We start from the raw sequence: 17,574 nt of genomic DNA on the forward strand, positions 1-17,574 counted from the left end.
CACTACACAATGCAAAACGGCACCCGCCTCGCAGCGGTCGATCTGGGTTCGAACAGCTTCAGGCTGGAAATCGGACAGGTCGACCATGGTCAGATTCACCGCACCGAGTACCTCAAGGAAACCGTGCGCCAGGGCAACGGCCTGGACAGCGCGCGCAACCTCACGCCCGAGGCGATGCAGCGCGGCTGGGACGCACTCGCCCGTTTCGGCGAACGCCTGGCCGGCTTCAAGCGCTCGCAGGTGCGCGCCGTGGCCACGCAGACATTGCGTGAAGCGCGCAACCGCGAAGAATTTCTGTTGCGCGCACGCACCATCCTGGGTTTCGGCATCGACGTGATTCCGGGCCGGGAAGAAGCCCGCCTGATCTACCAGGGCGTGGCACACATGCTCCCGCACACCGACGCCTCCGACCGCGAACGCCGGCTGGTCATCGATATCGGCGGGCGCTCCACTGAAATGATCATCGGCCAGGCGCTGGTGGCCGAGCGGATGGAGTCGTACCGCGTCGGCAGCGTCGCATGGTCGATGAAGCACTTCGGCGAAGGCCTGTTCACCCTGCCCGCCTTCCGCGCCGCCGAAGTCGCTGCCAAGGCCGTGCTCGACGACGCGCTCGCCAGCTACACGCGCGACCAATGGGACGTAGCCTATGGCGCCTCCGGCACCATCGGCGCGGTCGGCGACGTGCTGGCCGCTTCCGGTGGCGAAGTCGGCCTTGTCACGCGCGAAGGCCTCGACTGGCTGCTCGACCGACTGCTCAAGGCCGGCAGCGCCGACAAGCTGCGCATCGACGGCATGCGCGAAGACCGCAAGGCCGTGATCGGCGGCGGCGTGAGCGTGCTGCGCGCGGTGTTCGACCTGCTCGGCATCACCGAAATGAAAGTGGCCCAGGGCGCGCTGCGCCACGGCGTGCTCTACGAATTGCTGGAACGCGACGAGAGCGTGGCCGACATGCGCACCGCCACGGTCGCGCGGCTGGCCAATCGCTTCACGGTCGATGCAGCGCAGGCCAAGCGCGTCGGCGAAACGGCCGCGACCCTGTTCCTGCAGCTGTCCCCCGCGGCACGCGGCGGCAACACATCGAGCCGCGCCGGCCGCGCACTGCGCAAGCTGGGCTGGGCCGCGCAACTGCACGAGATCGGCACGCAGATCTCGCACAGCGACTATCACAAGCACGGCGCCTACATCCTGGACAACACCGATGCGCCCGGCTTCGCCGTCAACGAGATGCATGCGCTCGGCCAGCTCGTGCTGGGCCAGCGCGGCAAGCTGCGCAAGCTCGAAGTGGCGCTGGACGACGAGACCTTCGTGATGCAGTTGCTCGCGCTGCGCTTGGCGGTGATCCTGTGCCATGCGCGCCGCGATCCCGATCCGCAGGCCCTGCACCTTGCGGCGCTGGGTGCCCGCGCCTTCACGATCGCCTGCGCGCCGGATTGGGCCGAGGCCTATCCGCAGTCGGCGCACCTTCTGCGCGAAGAAGTGCTGGCCTGGCAGAAGACCAGCAACTGGCGCGTGGAACTGAGTGGGGCTTAAAGCAGCTCGGGCGACTGCACCGTCACCACGACGGTCTGCACGTCGCCGTCGCGCTCTCGCGTGCGGATCCACCACAGCGCGCCCTTGCGCACCGGGCAGCTGTCCTGCTTGAGGCCGAGCAGCAGCGAGATCGCCTGCCCCACCGAGGGCTGGTGGCCGATCATCAGCACCACCGACTTGCCGTTGGGCCAGCCCGCTGCGCCGAGCAGCGCTTCGGCCGTGGTCTCGGGCGACAGCTCGGAGCGCACCTTGTACTTGCGACCCAGCGCCAGCGCGGTCTGCTCGCAGCGCCGCGCGGGGCTGCAGATGATGCGCGTGCCGTCGGGCAGTTGACGGTCCAGCCAGCTGGCCATGCGCTTGGCCTGCTTCTCGCCGCGTGCGGTGAGCGAGCGCTGCATGTCGTCGCAGCCCTCGGTCCAGTCCTCGGCTTCGGCATGACGCCAGAAGATCAAGTCCATGGTCATCGTCTTTCGGTCTTCAGTTGCTGCTTGCATCACGATGATGCCCTCGCAATGCATAGCGGTTCATGAGGGCGGCCTGCGCGCCGTGGGCCTCGACGGCAGGCGAAGCACCCGCCTCGCCCGCATGCGTGTCATGGTTGACGCGGGTGTAGATGCCGTCACCACCCAGGTCCCAGGCATCGCGCCCGTCATGCAGGTAGGCCACCAGGCATTCGTCGATCAGGCGCTGGCGCAACCCGGGGTCGGTGACGGGCCAGGCCAATTCGATGCGCCGCATCATGTTGCGGTTCATCCAGTCGGCGCTCGACAGGTAGAGCGACTCGTCCTCGCCATTACGGAAATAGAAGACCCGCGAATGCTCGAGAAAGCGGCCGATCACCGAGCGCACGCGCACGTTGTCGGTCAGCCCCGGCACCTGCGCCGGCAGCGTGCAGGCGCCGCGCACGATCAGGTCGATCTTCACGCCCTTCTGTCCTGCGCGGATCAGCGCGCCGATGATCTCTTCATCGGTCAGCGCATTCATCTTGGCGACGATGCGGGTCGGCTGGCCGCTCGCGGCAGCCACGCCCAGCGCATCGATCTGCGTGACGAGGTTCTTGTGCAGGTCGAACGGCGCTAGCCACATGCGGTTGAGCTTGGGCAGGCGGCTCTGGCTCGCGAGGTGGACGAACACGGCCTCCATGTCGGCCGTCAGCAGCGGATCGGCCGTGAGGTGGCTAATGTCGGTGTAGAGCCTGGCGGTGCGCGGGTTGTAGTTGCCGGTGGACAGATGCCCGTAGCGGCGCATCTGCTTGCCCTCGCGGCGCGTCACCAGCAGCATCTTGGCGTGGGTCTTCAGGCCCACCACGCCGTACACCACCTGCGCGCCGATCGACTCGAGCATTTCGGCCCAGTTGATGTTGGCCTCTTCGTCGAAGCGCGCCTTCAGCTCCACCACCACGGTGACTTCCTTGCCGCGGCGCACGGCTTCGCGCAACAGGTCCATCAGCTCGGAGTCGGCACCGGTACGGTAGATGGTCTGCTTGATCGCCAGCACCTGCGGATCGAGCACGGCTTCGCGCAGGAAGGCGAGCACGCCGTCGAAACTCTCGAAGGGCTGGTGAATCAGCACGTCGCCGCGCTGCAGCCGCTCGAAGAACGACTGGGCCGGCGACAGCGTGACGGGGTACGACGCCGGATACGGCGGAAAACGCAGTTGCGGTTCGTCGATCAGGTCGATCAGTTGCGTGAGCCGCGCCAGGTTCACCGGCCCGTGCACGCGGTACAGAGCCTCCGGCGGCAGGTTGAACTGCGCGAGCAGGAAGCTGGCCAGCGACTCGGCACAGCTCGCCGACACCTCCAGGCGCACAGCCTGGCCGTAGTGGCGATGCTGCAGGCCCTGGCGCAACGCGGTGCGCAGGTTCTTCACGTCTTCTTCGTCGACGGCAAGGTCGGAATGGCGCGTCACGCGGAACTGCGAGAAGTCGCCCACCTCACGGCCCGGGAACATGCTCGACAGGTGCGCGCGCACCACGCTCGACAGCGCCACGAACAGCGTCTTGCCGTCCGACACCTTGGCCGGCATGCGGATCAGGCGCGGCAGCACGCGCGGCAGCTTGACGATCTGGATCGGGTTCTCGCGCCCGAAAGCGTCCTTGCCACCGAGCCGCACGATGAAGTTGAGCGACTTGTTCGCCACCTGCGGGAACGGATGCGCCGGGTCCAGCCCGACCGGAATCAGCAGCGGGCGCACTTCGCGCTCGAAATACTCGCTGACCCACTTGCGCTGCGCCGGGTTGCGCTCGCCGTGCGAAATGATGTGGATGCCGTGCTTGGAAAACGTCGGCATCAGCTCGTCGTTGTAGAGCGCGTACTGGCGCGCCACGAGCGTGTGGGCCGCCTCGGCCAATCGCTCGAAAGACTCGACGGTGTAGGTGCCCTTGTGATCGCCGGCGCTGCCCGCAATCAGATGCGGCGCGGCGCGCACTTCAAAGAACTCATCGAGGTTCGACGAGACGATGCACAGGTAGCGAAGGCGCTCGATCAGCGGTACTTCAGGGCGATGCGCCCAGTCGAGTACCCGCTCATTGAATGACAGGATGCTGTGGTCGCGGTCCAGCAGCGTGAACGTGGGCGCCGCGACGTCGGGCGACAGGTCTGCGGGGGCGGATGGCATGGGCACTGATTCTGAAGCAAGCGGCACGGGAGAACACGTAGGCTGAAATATGACAGTGTCAGCTTCGCTTGTGACAGTTGCATGACATTCTCGTGACGCCTCCATGCCCGCCGGTGACACACGGCCGGCGCCCGGTGCAGAAGCGAGCGGCCCGGTGTCGGGCCGGGCGGCCGCTGGCTTCATGCGCCCAGGAAGTGCTTGCGGTAGCGCGCCGGCAGATCATCGATGCGCATCAGCATCGGCAGGTCGGCGGCGTTGAAGTCCGGGTCCCAGGCCGGCGCGCCCAGCACCTTGGCGCCCAGGCGCAGGTAACCCTTGATGAGCGCCGGCGGCTCGACGTCGAGCGTGCTGTCCAGCCGTTCGACCGGCAGCGGCAGGCGGGGCTGCACCTGGTATTGAATAGGTGCCATGTGCTTGGCCGACACCTGGCGCCAGATGCTGGCGGCCGCGTCGCCGTTCGTCACGCCGTTGTGTGACATCGGAATGCTCGCGCAGCCGATCATGGTGTCCAGCTTGTTGCGGTGCATGAAACCGGCCAGCGCGCCCCACAACGCCAGGATCACGCCGCCCTGGCGATGGTCTGGGTGAACACAACTGCGGCCCAGTTCGACCATGCGCTCGCGCAGGTCGCGCAGGCGGGTCAGGTCGAATTCGGTGTCGCTGTAGGTGCTGCCGACGCGGCGGGCCTGTGCTGGCGTGAGCACGCGGTAGGTGCCGATCACCTGTTGCGTCAGCTCGTCGCGCACCAGCAGGTGTTCGCAGAAGTCGTCGAACAGGTCGATGTCGTGGCCGGCCAACGGCGATGAAACACGGGCACCCATTTCACCGACGAACACGTCGTAGCGCAGGCGCTGGGCGGCGCGCACGTCGTCGAGATGACGGGCCCAACCCACGGTGATGCCTTGACGGGCCTCGACGGCCGGCGGCAGGATGACGGCGGCAGGTGCCGGGGGCACCGTGGTGCGGATGGCAGCGACGGTTCCGGTCGCGGGAGCGGGCCACAAGGCCGCGCGCAGCCCGATCTGCGAAAACGGAAATGTCGGGTTGGGCAGTTCTTTCATGGGGAACCCTTTCTGCCGAGGGAGTCTCCGCACCTGCGATGAAGCCGGCATGTCAGGAACATTGCAGCCGCATGACGGTGTTACAGCCCGCTGCCACAGCTTCGGCGTCTAATGCGGTGGATTCGCGAAATGGAGCTTGAAGACATGGCCAACGACGCAAGCGGCACTGGCAACAGCCGCCTTCATCAGACCTTTCCTGTTCTCAGTGACACCGAGATTGCGCGCATCGCGCGCTTTGGCAGCGTGCAGCAGTTCGCGCGCGGCTCGCGGCTGTTTACCGCGGGCGAAACAGGCCCCGGCATGTTCGTGCTGCTCAAGGGCGTCGTGGCTGTCACGCAACGCGACGGGCTCGGTCATGTGGTGCCGATCGTGCGGCAGGGGCCGGGCGAATTCCTGGCCGAAGTCGGCCAGCTGAGCGGCCGCCCTGCCCTGGTCGACGGCCACGCCGATGAAGATGTCGAAGCGCTGCTCGTGTCGCCCCCGCAACTGCGCGCGCTGCTGGTGGCCGAAGCCGATCTTGGCGAGCGCATCACGCGCGCGCTGATCCTGCGGCGCGTGGCGCTGATCGAATCGGGTGCCAGCGGGCCGGTGCTGATCGGGCCGCCGCAGTCGCCCGACATGGCGCGGCTAGAGAACTTCCTGCGCCGCAACGGCTATCCCTATCACGTGGTCGATGCGGTCGAAGACCCGGACGCCGCCGCGCTGCTCACGCAATACGGCGCCAGCCAGCTGCTGGCCGTGTGCCCCGATGGTTCGGTGCTGGTGAACCCGAGCGACGACGCATTGGCGCGCTGCCTGGGCATGGTCGATACCGTCGCGCATGACGAACTGTTCGACGTGGCCGTGGTCGGTGCCGGCCCTGCCGGGCTGGCCACTGCCGTCTACGCCGCCTCCGAAGGCTTGCGCGTGATCGTGCTCGATTGCCGCGCCTTCGGCGGCCAGGCCGGCGCCAGTGCGCGCATCGAGAACTACCTGGGTTTTCCGACGGGCATCTCGGGGCAGGCGCTGGCGGGCCGCGCCTTCGTGCAGGCGCAGAAGTTCGGCGTCGAAATGCTGATTCCCGCCAAGGTCGCGTCGCTGGACTGTTCGCGCAACAACGCGCTCGGCAGCCTGTCCCTTGCACTGGCCGACGGGCGCACGATCAACGCGCGCACGGTGGTCATTGCCAGCGGCGCGCGCTACCGGCGGCCGGGGGTGCCCCGGCTGACCGAGTTCGAGGGCCGCGGCATCTGGTACTGGGCATCGGCCATCGAGGCGAAGATCTGTTCAAAGCAGGAGGTGGCACTGGTCGGTGGCGGCAACTCGGCCGGCCAGGCGGCGGTGTTCTTGTCGCACCACGCGGCCAAGGTCAACGTGCTGGTGCGCGGGCCTTCGCTGGCGGCCAGCATGTCACGCTACCTGATCGACCGCATCGAGGCCACGCCCAACATCTCGCTGCAGCCGTACACCGAACTCGTGCGCCTGCATGGCGGTTCGGACGAAGGCCTCACGGGCGCGACCTGGCGCTGTCACACCACGGGCAACGAGCATGACTGCCCGGCACGCAACATCTTCCTGTTCGTCGGTGCGGAGCCCGAGACCTCGTGGCTCGAAGGCTGCGGCGTGTCGGTCGACAAGCACGGCTTCGTGCTGACCGGCACGGAAGCCAGCAGTGGCTTTCCGGCACGCCCGGCCACGGCACTCGAATCGAGCGTGCCGGGCGTGTTCGCGGTGGGAGATGTGCGCTCGGGTTCGGTCAAGCGCGTGGGCGGCGCCATCGGCGAAGGCGCCGCGGCGGTCGCACTGATTCACCAGCATCTGTCATCGGCCTCGGCCGTTGCCTGAGTCCATTCACACATCAATCACCTCACGACAAGGAGCTTTCCGGTGCCCATCAAAGCCTGCGACCACGTGCCCGCGACCATTGCGCAACCTCACACGCTGAAGGGCTGCGAAGACTGCCTGAAGACGGGCGACACCTGGGTCCATCTGCGCGTGTGCGTGCATTGCGGCCACGTGGGCTGCTGCGACTCCTCGAAGAACCGCCATGCGACCCGGCACTCGAAGGCCGAAGGGCATCCGGTGATCCAGTCCATCGAGCCCGGCGAAGCCTGGATGTGGTGCAACTCGCACGAGAAACAGGTCGGCTGAAGCGCTCGCGGCGGGCCAATTCCCGCGCCTGCACGTGGTTCGATTCGCACGTATATGCTGCGCGCTCGCATCACGTTCACATCCACCGGAGCCCGCGACATGCCCGCATCGCCCATCGAGGTCTATTCATGGCCCACGCCGAACGGCCACAAGATTCACATCATGCTGGAGGAGTGCGGCCTGCCGTACCACGCGCATCCGGTGAACATTGGCAAGGGCGACCAGTTCGCGCCTGAGTTCCTGCAGATCAGCCCCAACAACAAGATCCCCGCCATCACCGACCCCGACGGTCCGGACGGCAAGCCGATATCGCTCTTCGAATCGGGCGCCATCCTCGTCTACCTTGCGGGCAAGACCGGCAAGCTGCTGCCCACCGGCGACCGCGAACGCTACGACGTGCTGCAGTGGCTCATGTTCCAGATGGGCGGCGTCGGCCCGATGCTCGGCCAGGCGCACCACTTCCGCCTGTACGCACCCGAGAAGATCGCCTATGCGATCGAGCGCTACACCAACGAAGCCAAGCGCATCTACGGCGTGATCGACAAGCAACTGTCGAGGAACAAGTTCATCGCCGGCAAGACCTATTCGATTGCCGACATCGCGATTTTTCCGTGGCTGCGCAGCTGGGAAAACCAGGGCATCACCCTTACCGACTACCCGCACCTGAAGGCCTGGTTCGACAGCATCGCCGCGCGCCCCGCCGTGCAGCGCGGCGTGAAAGTGCTGGCCGATTTGCGCCAGCCGATCACAGGCGACAAGGAGCGCGAAGTGCTTTTCGGAAAAACTCAGTACGAGAAGCGCTGAAACCGACCAATTTCCGGGCTAGAATAGAAGGCTTGTCGGGGTGTAGCGCAGCCTGGTAGCGCATCTGGTTTGGGACCAGAGGGTCGAAGGTTCGAATCCTTTCGCCCCGACCAAAAAATGTGAATGCCTGCAATGACTTTTGTCGTTGCAGGCATTTTGCATTTCTGGGTCTGCGTCAATGGGTTGCGATTCTTCAGCGCGGACGGCAGGCGGCCCTGACCGCGTGAAGAGATGCGGGATCTTGATGGGCCAAGGTGACGCCGCGATGGGTCACTCAATTGGCCTGCCCGGAGGGGATCGAACCCCCGACAACCTGCTTAGAAGGCAGGTGCTCTATCCAACTGAGCTACGGGCAGATTTCCGGGTCGGGCAGAAGCGAAAAACGCACGCCGAAGAAAAAATGCAGGGATGGGCGAAGAGATTCGAAACTTCGACCGTCTGGTCCCAATGCAGGGCGACATTCCAAGCAAATCAACGACTTAGCCGCTTCTTCTGCAGACAGGGAAGGCCGGATTCTACCCACTTCTTCGCCTCGATCCTCAGTCAGGCGCATCGCAAAAACACGCGGCGACTCCATGTCGATCGGTGGCATCAATTCAATGAAGGCTGCGCGCGCGACTGCGTTGCCGTCGAGCATTCAGGACCACGTGTTTGTCTGGAAGCAGCCCGTGCAATTGACAGGGCAAAAGCAAACTCAAGCGGCACCGAGCCGCTTTCGGTCGACGCACCGCCGAGCGTCAGCGCCCGTCGTACATCAGCCGCCAGACATTGCACCCGCTCGCGCACTGCGAACCCGGAACGGCCTGCGCGGCAACGACTGGTTCAGCAGAACGGGACAAGTCGGCGGGGCCGCTGTTCGGCGAGGGTGTGCCACCAAACGCGAGGGCGGTCACTCCGGCTGCAACCACTTTTGTAACCATCAACATGTTCGTCTCCAACAGTGGGTCACGCTTCAAACATAGACCTGCAGGAGACAAAAATCGCGGGTACTTACCCTAGAGAAAAGCGCCACCCTCCGCCGTCTCGACCGGATCGTCGGCCTCTTCCCGGGGACCGATATTCAGGTTTTCCGACAGCCCCCTCAGCACGGCATAACCCGCCTGCAAGGCATCGACATACGTGGAGAAGCCCGCAGCTGCTTCCATCAACGGCTCGAACTCCATCGACTGGTCGAAGGACTCGAGCAACACCCAGAAATAGTCGCCGCCGTCGTGCTGGTCCACGGTCAGGGCGATGGAGATCAGTTGGCCTGTCATGCGCACATGGTGGCGCGCTCAAGTGACAGGCCGAAGAAACAAACGCACTGGAAGACTGGTTGTCCAACCGCAGAAAGCGGCCATCGCCAAAGCACTACATCCCTACGCGCGGAAGGCCTTCACGTCGAATCGCGCAATCGGCGAAGCTTGCGGTATGCCCACCGCGAATTCACGGCCGCTTCAACTTTCCGGATGGCGCCTTGCGGCGTCGATCTACACGGCCGTGGGCATCGTGTGCATCCTGGCCTGCGCCGTCATTCCGGAAAGCGACGTGGCCATGCTCGTCGCCATCGTGGGCGGGCTTCCGTGGTCATTGAGCTTGTTGACCCTGGGCCTGTCGCCCGGGGTCGCCCACACCGCGCTGCTGCTGCTCGCCGTCAGTTGGGCGATCAACGCAGCGCTGTTGTGGTGGCTGGCGCTGCGGCAACGGCGGCGGCAGGCGCACCGCATGCCGTCGCATCCGGCATAGCAGCGCAGCGGCTCAGTCCCCGTCGACGACGGGGTTCGACAGAAGGCCCACGCCTTCGATCTCGACTTCGCACACGTCGCCGGCCTTCATGAAGACTTGCGGCTTGCGCGCCAGGCCCACGCCCGAGGGCGTGCCGGCGATGATGATGTCGCCGGGCTGCAGCGCAAACGGCTCGGAGCACACCGACACCAGTGTGGCAACGTCGAAGATCATGTCGCGCGTGTTGGCGTCCTGCAGCACGGTGCCGTTCAGGCGCGTCTGCAGCTTCAGGCCGGCGGCGCCCGCCGGCAGCTCGTCGGCGGTGACGAACTCGGGGCCGAACGAGCCCGAGCGGTCGAAGTTCTTGCCCATCATCCATTGCGCGGACTTGAACTGGTAGTCGCGGATCGAGCCGTCGTTGAACACCGAGTAGCCCGCCACGTGGTTGAGCGCATCGCCCTTGCTGATGTAGCGGCCGGCCTTGCCGATCACCACCAGCAGTTCGCCTTCGTAGTCGAACTGCGTCGACACGTGCGGTCGCACGATCGGCTGGTTGTGGCCGACCCACGACGAGGGAAAGCGATGGAACAGCACCGGGTAGGTCGGCGGATCGAACTTGCTTTCGGCCGCGTGGTCGACGTAGTTCAGGCCGACCGCGATCGCCTTCGACGGCGACTGCACCGGCGGCAGCCAGTCGATGCCGGACAACGGCAGGCGCGTGCGGGCGGTGTCGCCGGCGCGCTTTGCGGCGGCCATGGCGTCGGGGCCGGCGCGCAGCAGTTCATCGAGCGTGGCGGGCAAGCCTTCGGCCGTGAGGTTGACGACTTCCTTGTCGAGACGCAGGCCGAGGGCGGGCTTGCCGTTGTGTTGAAAGGCCAGGAGACGCATGTTGGATTCCTTGTCTGTGATGCGGATTGAACGAAGAGGCGGGAGTCAGGCCTTGGCAGCCTCGATCTCGAAATTGGTGACGAAGTCTTCAGGCACCCTGGGGCCCCAGGCGTAGAAGGAGTCTTCGGGCGGATGGTCGCCGGCGCGCCAGTCGAAATCGCCGGGCACGTAGTCGATGTCGCAGGAGTACTCGCAGTAGCTGCCCCACGGGTCGCGCACGTAGTGGAAGTAGTTCGAGCCCAGCACGTGGCGCCCTACTCCCCAGCCGCGCACGTGGCCGGCGGCGAGCATCTGCTCCATGCCCCGGCCGACCTCGTCGATGCTCGCGACGTCCCAGCTCAGGTGATGCAGGCCGGGGCCGGCCGACTTCGCCATCGCGACCAGGTGGTGATCGCTGCCGTGAACGCCATGCATGAAGACGATGTGGTCGCCCGAACGGTCCGTCACGCGCAGGCCCAGGGCCTCTTCATAGAAGCGGACGGCCTCGGGCACATTGGCGCTGAACAGCAGGATGTGCGAGAGCCGGCGCGGGTGCACCTTGGGAATGCGCGCCCGGTTCAGCGAGGCGCCGGTGCCGGTCGGCGGGCGCGGCTCGATGGCCAGTTCGCTCCGGTCGTCCGGCGTGCTCTTCGCGGCCACGACGATCTGCACCGGATAGCCCTCGGGGTGCCGCACCCACAGGCCGCTGTCGTCGCCCAGCGGATGCGGCGGGCACCGCGGCACGCCCATCCGTTCGATGCGCGCGGCGATGGCGTCGAAGTCTTCCGCGAAGCAGGCGAAGCGCAGGTACTGCAGCTTCTTCACGCCGGGCGCCTGATGCAGCGAGCCCCAAGCATGCGGATGGCCCTCGGTGTACAGGTCGAGCCGGGCGCCCTCGCGCCGCAGCACCAGCCCGAAGGCATCGTAGAAGCGCTCGGCCTCATCGAGGTCGGGCACGGTGAAGACGAAGCTGTCGAGCGAATGAACGCTGTGCAGCGCCGCGCGATGCGGGCTCTTGCGGGTGCGAAGCTGGATCTGGGCCATGTGGTGTGTCTCCAATCGGTTCTGCGCGTTTGCCTGAATAATATATTATTTTGACTTTAACCTATTATTCTTCAATCCAAGGATCATCAGGGTCAACAAGTATGATCGGCCGGTTTCGGAAAAACGGAAGCGCGATGAACGAGAAAACGAAGGGCTTGAGCCAGACACGGCAGGTGTTCACCGAGCTGCGCGCATCCATCGTGGGCGGGCGGTTGCTGCCCGGCTCCAAGCTCAACATCGCCGCGCTGGCCGAAGGACTCGACGTGAGCGCCGGCGCGGTGCGCGAAGGCCTGGCGATGCTGGAAGCCGAAGCGCTGGTGGTATCGGAGCCGGCCCGTGGCTACCGCGTGAGCCCGATCTCGGTGACCGACCTAGAGGAACTGGTGAAGGCGCGCATCGAGATCGAAAAGCTCTGCCTCGCCGAAGCCATTCGCCACGGCGACCTGGCCTGGGAAGGCAGCGTGGTCGCCGCGCACCACCGCCTCACGCGCCTTGCCGAGCGCGACACCGCGATGCCCACCATGCTCAGCACCGACTGGACCGAGGGCCATGCGGAGTTTCACAACGCGCTGGTGGCGGGCTGCCCGAACAGCTGGCTGCTGCGCATGCACCAGATGCTCTACCAGCAGAGCGAGCGCTACCGGCAACTCTCGGCGCCGCTCGCCTTCGAGAAGCGCGACGTGCGCGCTGAACACCAGGCGCTGGTCGATGCAGTGCTTAACCGTGACATCCAGGCGGCGCAAACGCTGATCGCCGAGCACCTGCAGATGACCGGCCGCCTGCTCATCGCCGCGCTGCAGGCAAGCCCACCGTCGAACAAAGACGCGGTGGAAGAACCGCTCAAGCGCCGGCCCTGACGCGGCCTCGGCCGGCTGCGCCGACCATCGCGTTGGCGAATCACAGCTATATCGCGCGCCCTCTTCTGCCGGCGCATGCACAAGCGCAAGCTCTTGTCGATCCATTCACGAGAAGGAGCGACACGATGTTCGCAATGCAGTACGCGCACAGGCTGCCGGCCGACTACGACATGCAGGTGATCCGCCAGCGCGCGGCCCGGCGGGGCCCGCTGTGGGACGACACCGAAGGCCTCGCCTTCAAGGCCTTCGTTTCGCAGGAACGCGGCCGGCACGGTGCCACGGGCCATCTCTATGCGTCGGTCTATCTCTGGCTCGACCCGGCGGCGGCCGTGCGCTTCCTCATGGGGGATCGCTTTCAGAGCGTGATCGATTCCTTCGGGCGGCCGCGCGTGGAAACCTGGCTGCCGCTGGATGCGCGCGCCGGCGCGGGCCGCGCGCAGCAGGCGCATTCGCTTCTTCGACAAGAGCATGCGCTCGATGCGGCGGTGGACCGTGCCGCCGTGCAGGCAGCGGAGGCCGAGGGCAACCGCACGCTGGCTGCGGGGGCGGACACCATCGCAGTCTGGACGGCACTCGACCTCGCTGCATGGCGACTGATCCGGTTCACGCTGTCGGCCCGTGCGCCGGAGCCTGCAGCCGGCGCCACGGTCTACGAAGTGCTGCACCTGGCAAAGCCCGGCATCGGCCAGCTCGCATGACCCGCGCCCGCTCACCTCATCGCTCGGAGATGGTGTTCGCGCATCTCGCGAGCCTCGGCATCGCGGCGGTGTCGATCTGCGGGCTTGCCGCATTGGCGGCAATGGCGGCTCATCGGCTGCTGTCGACGTAGCCGCGTGCGCCTTCGCGTCGCGCGCTACACCGCCGTCGACCGGATCGCCGCCGACAGAGAGCGCAACGCACTGCGCCCTTGCGGATCGGACACGCTGGTGTGCAGCACCACATCGCGCGACGGCAATGGCGGCAGGCCCAGCATCGGTCCCACGTCGATGGTTCCAAGCGGCGCCACGCGCCGCCCCAGTGCGGCGACCGCCAACCCTGCCGAAACCGCGGCACCGACCGTGAGCACGCCACCGCCCACGAACACCTCGGTCCACGGCACCTTGCCTTCGGCCAGCGTGGCGACCGCCATGCTGCGAACGCTGCAAGGCTCGGCCTGCGTGGCCAGCCGCAGCGGCTCGCCCGAGCGATGCACGAAGTCGGGTGCGGCCATCCAGCCGAACTGTTCTTCGAGCAGCAGTTCGCCATCGAGCCGCCGGCTGTCGTGCCGCAGGATGACGACGGCATCGATCCCGCCGCGGTCGAAGGCGTCGAGCAACTCGCGCGATGTGGAGACGCGCACCTCGATCACCACGAGCGGCTCGGCGTCCCTCATCCGCCGCAGCAGCAGCGGCAACTCGGCGCCCACGACGTGGTGGCTCATGCCGACGACCAGCCGGCGCTGTTGCACACCGAAGGACTCGAGTGCGCCGCTGTGCGCGGCCAGCAGCTTGCGCGCCGAGGGCAGGAAGGCCAGCCCCTCGGCCGAGAGCCGCACCGACCGTGGCGTGCGTTCGAGCAGGCGCCGGCCCAACACCTCTTCAAGACGCTTGACCTTGAGGCTGACGGCCGACTGCGCGCTGTCCATGGCTTCGGCCGCACGTGTGAAGCTCTTGAGATCGGCGACCCGCACGAAGGCCTGCACCGCTTCGATGTCGAGCGCCTTCATCGCAGGCCAGCCATTTCACAGACAGGGGTTCGTGCATGCATTTCGATGCGATCATTTCACAGCGCGTCTCTTCCTGCACCGCACCTTCATTCCCCAAAAACCAAGGCCTCTTTCTCATGCCCACTGAATTGCAAGTCAACGCGCCGCTGATCGGCGTTCCCGGCGGCCGCCAGTTGCTCGACACGCCCGCGCTGCTGATCGAGCTGCCCACGATGACGCGCAACATCGAACGCATGGCGGCCTTTGCCAAGGCGCGCGGCATCGGGTTGCGCCCGCACGTGAAGACGCACAAGTCGGTCGAGATCGCGCGGCGCCAGGTCGCGGCCGGCGCCATCGGCGTGAGCTGCGTGACGCTGGGCGAGGCGGAGATCATGGTCGAAGGCGGCATCCCCGGCGTGCTGATCACTTCGCCCGCCGTCACGCCGAGCAAGATCGCGCGGCTGATGAAGCTTGCGCAGCGCGCCCGTCCGGGTGATGTGATGGTGGTGGTCGACAACCCGCGCAATGTGGACGACCTGGCGCAGGCCGCCAGCGCGCTGGCACATCCGCTCGACGTGCTGGTCGACTACGGCGCCGGCTACAACCGCACCGGCGCCGCGACCGAAGCGCAAGTGCTCGAACTGGCGGCGCGCGTGGCCGCCGAGCCGCGCCTGCGGTTGCGCGGGCTGCAGGCCTATGCAGGCAACCTGCAACACATCGTGGAGCGCGACCGGCGCAGCTCGGCGGCGGCAGGCCTGCGTGAAACCGTGGCCGGCATCGTCGCCGCGGCGAAGGCACAAGGCATCCGCTTCGAGATCGTCACCGGTGCCGGCACCGGCACGCACGATCTCGATTCGCAGGAGAACGCGTTCACCGAACTGCAGGCCGGCTCCTACGTCTTCATGGATGCCGAATACACGCACGTGCTCGCCAGCGGCAGACAGCCCTCGCCCTTCGAGGTCTCGCTGCTGGTGCAGACGGCCGTGGTCAGCACCAATGCGGCCGAATGGGTGACGGTCGATGGCGGCAGCAAGTGCTTCTCGACCGACAGCGGCGTGCCGTTGGTGGCGAGTGGCGTCGATCCCGCGAGCCGCTACGCCTTCTTCGGCGACGAGCACGGCAAGTTGATGCTGCCGGCCGGGCCTCGGCCCGCGCTCGGTGCGCGTGTCGAATTCGTCACGCCGCATTGCGACCCGACCGTCAACCTGCATGACGCGTACCACGTGGTCGAAGGCGACACGCTGGTCGCCATCTGGCCGGTGGACGCGCGCGGCAAGCGATAGACAGTAGGCAGCAGGCATCTCCCGGCATAAGAAAACTCGAAAAGCGTATTTCACAGACGGGTGTCGCAGGGGCACAGTCGGCGCCCGTCTCTCTCTTTTCGCGGGCAGTCCCAGGCTGCCCGATCTCCATGGCATCCATCCAAGACACGCCAGACCTCGCCGCGCATGCGACGAGTCCGCGCCACGCTGCAGCCCCCGCGCCTTTTTCTTCGCAGCCACTCGCTGAACGCTTCCGCCCGATCTTCCAGCGCATTGCCGAGCATGCGGCGCAGCGCGAGAACGAACGCGAACTGGCCTACGAGCCGGTGGCCTGGCTCAACGCCGAGCGCTTCGGTGCGCTGCGCGTGCCCCTGCAGTACGGTGGGCTCGGCGCCTCGGTCGAGCAGCTGTACGACCTGCTCATCGAACTCGGCGAGGCCGACTCCAACCTGCCGCAGATCCTGCGCGCGCACTTCGGATTCATCGAGCGTCTGTTCGCGGAAATCGATCCCGCGTTGCACGGTCCGTGGATGCGCCTGGCCGCCGAAGGCGTGATCTTCGGCAACGCCACCACCGAGCTTGGCGACGGCTCGCTCAAGACCATGCAGACCACGCTGAAGCGCGACGGCGATGCGTGGCGGCTGGACGGCGACAAGTACTACAGCACCGGCACGCTGTATGCCGACTGGATCTCGGTGTCGGCCCAACGGCTGAACGACGACGGCAGCAGCGAACGCGTGATCGCGCTCGTGCCTTCAGAAGCAGCCGGCGTGGAGCGCGTCGACGACTGGCGCGGCTTCGGCCAGCGTCTGAGCGCTTCGGGCACCACGCGCTTTCGCAACGTGCGCGTGAAGCCCGAGAACGTGCTGCTGTATGTGCGCGACCAGCCCACGCCGCTTACCGCGCACTTCCAGCTCACGCACCTGGCCACGCTGGCGGGCATCGCGCGCGCCATCGTGCGCGATGCGGTGGCCTTCGTGCAGCCGCGCAAGCGCGTCTACAGCCACGGCAGCGGCGACACGCCGCGCGAAGATCCGCTGGTACAGCAGGTCATCGGGCAGCTCGCGAGCACCGCGTTCATTGCGGCCTCGACCGTGCAGGCCGTGGCACGCGGCCTGGGCGACATCGACCGCTTTCTTCAGCGCGGCGAAACCGTTCCCGAGGGCCTTCTGTTCGAGGTGGAGCTGAACACCGCCAAGGCGCAGGCCGGCATCGTCGACGCGGTGCTGCAGGCCGGCACGCGGCTGTTCGACATCGGTGGTGCTTCAGCGCTGCAGGAAGACCGCCGGCTCGATCGCCACTGGCGCAATGCGCGCACGCTGGCTTCGCACAATCCGACGATCTACAAGGGGCGCGTGGTGGGCGACCATCTGCTCAACGGGGCAAGGCCAACTTTCTATTGGGCTGTGGGCGCGATCGCATCCTGAAGAAGATGCGTGCATGAAGGGGCGCGCGGGGAGTCGGTTTTCAGGTGTGATTGAGCGCCAGGCTCAGACGCGCGGCAACGCCGCCAGGTAGGTGGACACAACGATCGCGGCTGCGCGGTCGAGTTGCAGGATGTCTCCCACCTCGAAGGCGTGCGGTGCGGTGCGTCCACTCGAACCGAGTGGTTTGCGGATCTCGACAAGAACTTCGGCCGCCAATTCGCGGTCGCTGCGCGGCCGGCCATCGGGGTCCATTACCCATTCATCGACTTGGTCGAAGGGAATGCTGCGAAAGACCCCGACGATGGGGATGTACTTGTAGCGATCCTCGCCCACCAGAATGGGCACGCTGAGGTTACAGAAAAACGTGGTCGTCGACATGACGGATCGCCGTCGCTAGGCAAAGTCCTCGATTGTTAATGACTGTGACGCCACGAGCCATCCTCCCGAGGACCGCTCACACGAGAAGGCGTGACCTTCTGCACACAAACTGACTCCATTTTCATTCATCATCCCCTTAAAACAACTACTTTATTCTTACACAAAGACACTCAGAGTGCACTTTTCGGCTTTTTTTGCGCACAGGTAGCA

At 66.2% G+C, this 17,574-nt stretch carries 19 protein-coding genes and 2 tRNA genes; 11 read left to right on the forward strand and 10 right to left on the reverse strand.

The window, feature by feature from the left end; all coding sequences use genetic code 11:
• Positions 1-9 precede the first annotated feature (9 nt).
• Positions 10-1,530 (forward strand): Ppx/GppA phosphatase family protein, encoded by a 1,521-nt coding sequence (locus tag ACSFB7_RS01880; protein ID WP_435466518.1) that lies wholly within the window; start codon positions 10-12, stop codon positions 1,528-1,530.
• Here the strand turns inward: ACSFB7_RS01880 and ACSFB7_RS01885 are convergent.
• Genes ACSFB7_RS01885 through ACSFB7_RS01895 form a run of 3 tightly spaced genes read right to left on the reverse strand, consistent with a single transcriptional unit; the run spans position 1,527 to position 5,207 of the window.
• On the reverse strand, positions 1,527-1,988 hold the full coding sequence (locus ACSFB7_RS01885) for a SixA phosphatase family protein (RefSeq protein WP_176801147.1): 462 nt from the start codon (positions 1,986-1,988) through the stop codon (positions 1,527-1,529). The genes ACSFB7_RS01880 and ACSFB7_RS01885 overlap by 4 nt on opposite strands.
• Before the next feature lie 19 nt (positions 1,989-2,007).
• A complete protein-coding gene (gene ppk1 / locus ACSFB7_RS01890) occupies positions 2,008-4,329 on the reverse strand; it encodes a polyphosphate kinase 1 (protein WP_435466520.1) in 2,322 nt (773 codons plus the stop codon).
• Entirely contained in the window at positions 4,326-5,207 is an 882-nt protein-coding gene (locus ACSFB7_RS01895) for a GNAT family N-acetyltransferase (protein ID WP_435466522.1), read from the reverse strand. Before ACSFB7_RS01895 ends, ppk1 begins: the two co-directional genes overlap by 4 nt.
• 144 nt (positions 5,208-5,351) lie before the next feature.
• On the opposite strand from ACSFB7_RS01895, the gene ACSFB7_RS01900 reads away from it, so the two are divergent.
• The 4 genes from ACSFB7_RS01900 (at position 5,352) to ACSFB7_RS01915 (ending at position 8,254) form a co-directional block, all read left to right on the forward strand.
• Positions 5,352-7,031, forward strand: coding sequence for an FAD-dependent oxidoreductase (locus ACSFB7_RS01900; RefSeq protein WP_435466524.1), 1,680 nt, complete (start codon positions 5,352-5,354; stop codon positions 7,029-7,031).
• Between the two features lie 42 nt (positions 7,032-7,073).
• Positions 7,074-7,337, forward strand: a complete 264-nt coding sequence (locus ACSFB7_RS01905; RefSeq protein ID WP_435466526.1) for a UBP-type zinc finger domain-containing protein — start codon at positions 7,074-7,076, stop codon at positions 7,335-7,337.
• A 99-nt stretch (positions 7,338-7,436) separates the two neighbouring features.
• Complete coding sequence (locus ACSFB7_RS01910) at positions 7,437-8,141, forward strand: glutathione binding-like protein (protein WP_435466528.1); 705 nt, start codon at positions 7,437-7,439, stop codon at positions 8,139-8,141.
• A gap of 36 nt (positions 8,142-8,177) precedes the next feature.
• Positions 8,178-8,254: transfer RNA gene (locus ACSFB7_RS01915), tRNA-Pro, on the forward strand.
• Between the two features lie 166 nt (positions 8,255-8,420).
• On the opposite strand, the gene ACSFB7_RS01920 is transcribed toward ACSFB7_RS01915, so the two are convergent.
• The 3 genes from ACSFB7_RS01920 to ACSFB7_RS01930 all read right to left on the reverse strand — a co-directional run bounded on the left by ACSFB7_RS01920 (position 8,421) and on the right by ACSFB7_RS01930 (position 9,397).
• A tRNA-Arg gene (locus ACSFB7_RS01920) sits at positions 8,421-8,497 on the reverse strand.
• Positions 8,488-8,778, reverse strand: a complete 291-nt coding sequence (locus ACSFB7_RS01925; RefSeq protein WP_435466530.1) for a hypothetical protein — start codon at positions 8,776-8,778, stop codon at positions 8,488-8,490. The genes ACSFB7_RS01920 and ACSFB7_RS01925 overlap by 10 nt, the downstream gene beginning before the upstream one ends.
• A gap of 358 nt (positions 8,779-9,136) precedes the next feature.
• A complete protein-coding gene (locus ACSFB7_RS01930; RefSeq protein ID WP_435466532.1) occupies positions 9,137-9,397 on the reverse strand; it encodes a hypothetical protein in 261 nt (86 codons plus the stop codon).
• A 154-nt stretch (positions 9,398-9,551) separates the two neighbouring features.
• On the opposite strand from ACSFB7_RS01930, the gene ACSFB7_RS01935 reads away from it, so the two are divergent.
• On the forward strand, positions 9,552-9,866 hold the full coding sequence (locus ACSFB7_RS01935; RefSeq protein WP_435466534.1) for a hypothetical protein: 315 nt from the start codon (positions 9,552-9,554) through the stop codon (positions 9,864-9,866).
• A 12-nt stretch (positions 9,867-9,878) separates the two neighbouring features.
• Here ACSFB7_RS01935 and ACSFB7_RS01940 read toward each other — a convergent pair whose 3' ends face one another.
• Together ACSFB7_RS01940 and ACSFB7_RS01945 are read right to left on the reverse strand one after the other, a co-directional pair.
• On the reverse strand, positions 9,879-10,733 hold the full coding sequence (locus ACSFB7_RS01940) for a fumarylacetoacetate hydrolase family protein (protein WP_435466536.1): 855 nt from the start codon (positions 10,731-10,733) through the stop codon (positions 9,879-9,881).
• 45 nt (positions 10,734-10,778) lie between these two features.
• Positions 10,779-11,756 (reverse strand): VOC family protein, encoded by a 978-nt coding sequence (locus ACSFB7_RS01945; protein ID WP_435466538.1) that lies wholly within the window; start codon positions 11,754-11,756, stop codon positions 10,779-10,781.
• Positions 11,757-11,890: 134 nt separating this feature from the next.
• Between ACSFB7_RS01945 and ACSFB7_RS01950 the strand changes: the two genes are divergently transcribed.
• The 3 genes from ACSFB7_RS01950 to ACSFB7_RS01960 all read left to right on the forward strand — a co-directional run bounded on the left by ACSFB7_RS01950 (position 11,891) and on the right by ACSFB7_RS01960 (position 13,442).
• The gene (locus ACSFB7_RS01950; protein ID WP_435466540.1) at positions 11,891-12,613 is read left to right on the forward strand and encodes a GntR family transcriptional regulator; all 723 of its coding nucleotides are present in this window, start codon (positions 11,891-11,893) and stop codon (positions 12,611-12,613) included.
• A 125-nt stretch (positions 12,614-12,738) separates the two neighbouring features.
• Positions 12,739-13,311 (forward strand): DUF4865 family protein, encoded by a 573-nt coding sequence (locus tag ACSFB7_RS01955; RefSeq protein WP_435466542.1) that lies wholly within the window; start codon positions 12,739-12,741, stop codon positions 13,309-13,311.
• Positions 13,308-13,442 (forward strand): hypothetical protein, encoded by a 135-nt coding sequence (locus ACSFB7_RS01960; protein WP_435466544.1) that lies wholly within the window; start codon positions 13,308-13,310, stop codon positions 13,440-13,442. The genes ACSFB7_RS01955 and ACSFB7_RS01960 overlap by 4 nt, the downstream gene beginning before the upstream one ends.
• A 24-nt stretch (positions 13,443-13,466) precedes the next feature.
• Here the strand turns inward: ACSFB7_RS01960 and ACSFB7_RS01965 are convergent, their stop codons facing one another.
• A complete protein-coding gene (locus ACSFB7_RS01965; protein ID WP_435466546.1) occupies positions 13,467-14,318 on the reverse strand; it encodes a LysR family transcriptional regulator in 852 nt (283 codons plus the stop codon).
• Between the two features lie 116 nt (positions 14,319-14,434).
• Here ACSFB7_RS01965 and ACSFB7_RS01970 point away from each other — a divergent pair, with 116 nt between their 5' ends.
• The gene (locus ACSFB7_RS01970) at positions 14,435-15,580 is read left to right on the forward strand and encodes a DSD1 family PLP-dependent enzyme (RefSeq protein ID WP_435466548.1); all 1,146 of its coding nucleotides are present in this window, start codon (positions 14,435-14,437) and stop codon (positions 15,578-15,580) included.
• A gap of 128 nt (positions 15,581-15,708) precedes the next feature.
• Positions 15,709-16,986, forward strand: coding sequence for an acyl-CoA dehydrogenase family protein (locus ACSFB7_RS01975; protein ID WP_435466550.1), 1,278 nt, complete (start codon positions 15,709-15,711; stop codon positions 16,984-16,986).
• A gap of 63 nt (positions 16,987-17,049) precedes the next feature.
• Here the strand turns inward: ACSFB7_RS01975 and ACSFB7_RS01980 are convergent, their stop codons facing one another.
• On the reverse strand, positions 17,050-17,364 hold the full coding sequence (locus ACSFB7_RS01980; protein ID WP_435466552.1) for a hypothetical protein: 315 nt from the start codon (positions 17,362-17,364) through the stop codon (positions 17,050-17,052).
• Between the last annotated feature and the right edge of the window lie 210 nt (positions 17,365-17,574).

This window comes from Variovorax raffinosi, from assembly GCF_051216615.1.
Lineage (GTDB): Bacteria > Pseudomonadota > Gammaproteobacteria > Burkholderiales > Burkholderiaceae_C > Variovorax.

What these genes read in the sequence shown, in the direction of transcription:
- ACSFB7_RS01930 (WP_435466532.1), bottom strand. Translation starts at nt 9,397, where the DNA reads ATGACAGGCCAACTGATCTCCATCGCCCTGACCGTGGACCAGCACGAC.
- ACSFB7_RS01935 (WP_435466534.1), top strand. Translation starts at nt 9,552, where the DNA reads ATGCCCACCGCGAATTCACGGCCGCTTCAACTTTCCGGATGGCGCCTT.
- ACSFB7_RS01975 (WP_435466550.1), top strand. Translation starts at nt 15,709, where the DNA reads ATGGCATCCATCCAAGACACGCCAGACCTCGCCGCGCATGCGACGAGT.
- ppk1 (WP_435466520.1), bottom strand. Translation starts at nt 4,329, where the DNA reads ATGAAGCCAGCGGCCGCCCGGCCCGACACCGGGCCGCTCGCTTCTGCA.
- ACSFB7_RS01895 (WP_435466522.1), bottom strand. Translation starts at nt 5,207, where the DNA reads ATGAAAGAACTGCCCAACCCGACATTTCCGTTTTCGCAGATCGGGCTG.
- ACSFB7_RS01925 (WP_435466530.1), bottom strand. Translation starts at nt 8,778, where the DNA reads ATGCTCGACGGCAACGCAGTCGCGCGCGCAGCCTTCATTGAATTGATG.
- ACSFB7_RS01940 (WP_435466536.1), bottom strand. Translation starts at nt 10,733, where the DNA reads ATGCGTCTCCTGGCCTTTCAACACAACGGCAAGCCCGCCCTCGGCCTG.
- ACSFB7_RS01965 (WP_435466546.1), bottom strand. Translation starts at nt 14,318, where the DNA reads ATGAAGGCGCTCGACATCGAAGCGGTGCAGGCCTTCGTGCGGGTCGCC.
- ACSFB7_RS01960 (WP_435466544.1), top strand. Translation starts at nt 13,308, where the DNA reads ATGACCCGCGCCCGCTCACCTCATCGCTCGGAGATGGTGTTCGCGCAT.
- ACSFB7_RS01945 (WP_435466538.1), bottom strand. Translation starts at nt 11,756, where the DNA reads ATGGCCCAGATCCAGCTTCGCACCCGCAAGAGCCCGCATCGCGCGGCG.
- ACSFB7_RS01910 (WP_435466528.1), top strand. Translation starts at nt 7,437, where the DNA reads ATGCCCGCATCGCCCATCGAGGTCTATTCATGGCCCACGCCGAACGGC.
- ACSFB7_RS01955 (WP_435466542.1), top strand. Translation starts at nt 12,739, where the DNA reads ATGTTCGCAATGCAGTACGCGCACAGGCTGCCGGCCGACTACGACATG.
- ACSFB7_RS01885 (WP_176801147.1), bottom strand. Translation starts at nt 1,988, where the DNA reads ATGGACTTGATCTTCTGGCGTCATGCCGAAGCCGAGGACTGGACCGAG.
- ACSFB7_RS01950 (WP_435466540.1), top strand. Translation starts at nt 11,891, where the DNA reads ATGAACGAGAAAACGAAGGGCTTGAGCCAGACACGGCAGGTGTTCACC.
- ACSFB7_RS01880 (WP_435466518.1), top strand. Translation starts at nt 10, where the DNA reads ATGCAAAACGGCACCCGCCTCGCAGCGGTCGATCTGGGTTCGAACAGC.
- ACSFB7_RS01980 (WP_435466552.1), bottom strand. Translation starts at nt 17,364, where the DNA reads ATGTCGACGACCACGTTTTTCTGTAACCTCAGCGTGCCCATTCTGGTG.
- ACSFB7_RS01970 (WP_435466548.1), top strand. Translation starts at nt 14,435, where the DNA reads ATGCCCACTGAATTGCAAGTCAACGCGCCGCTGATCGGCGTTCCCGGC.
- ACSFB7_RS01900 (WP_435466524.1), top strand. Translation starts at nt 5,352, where the DNA reads ATGGCCAACGACGCAAGCGGCACTGGCAACAGCCGCCTTCATCAGACC.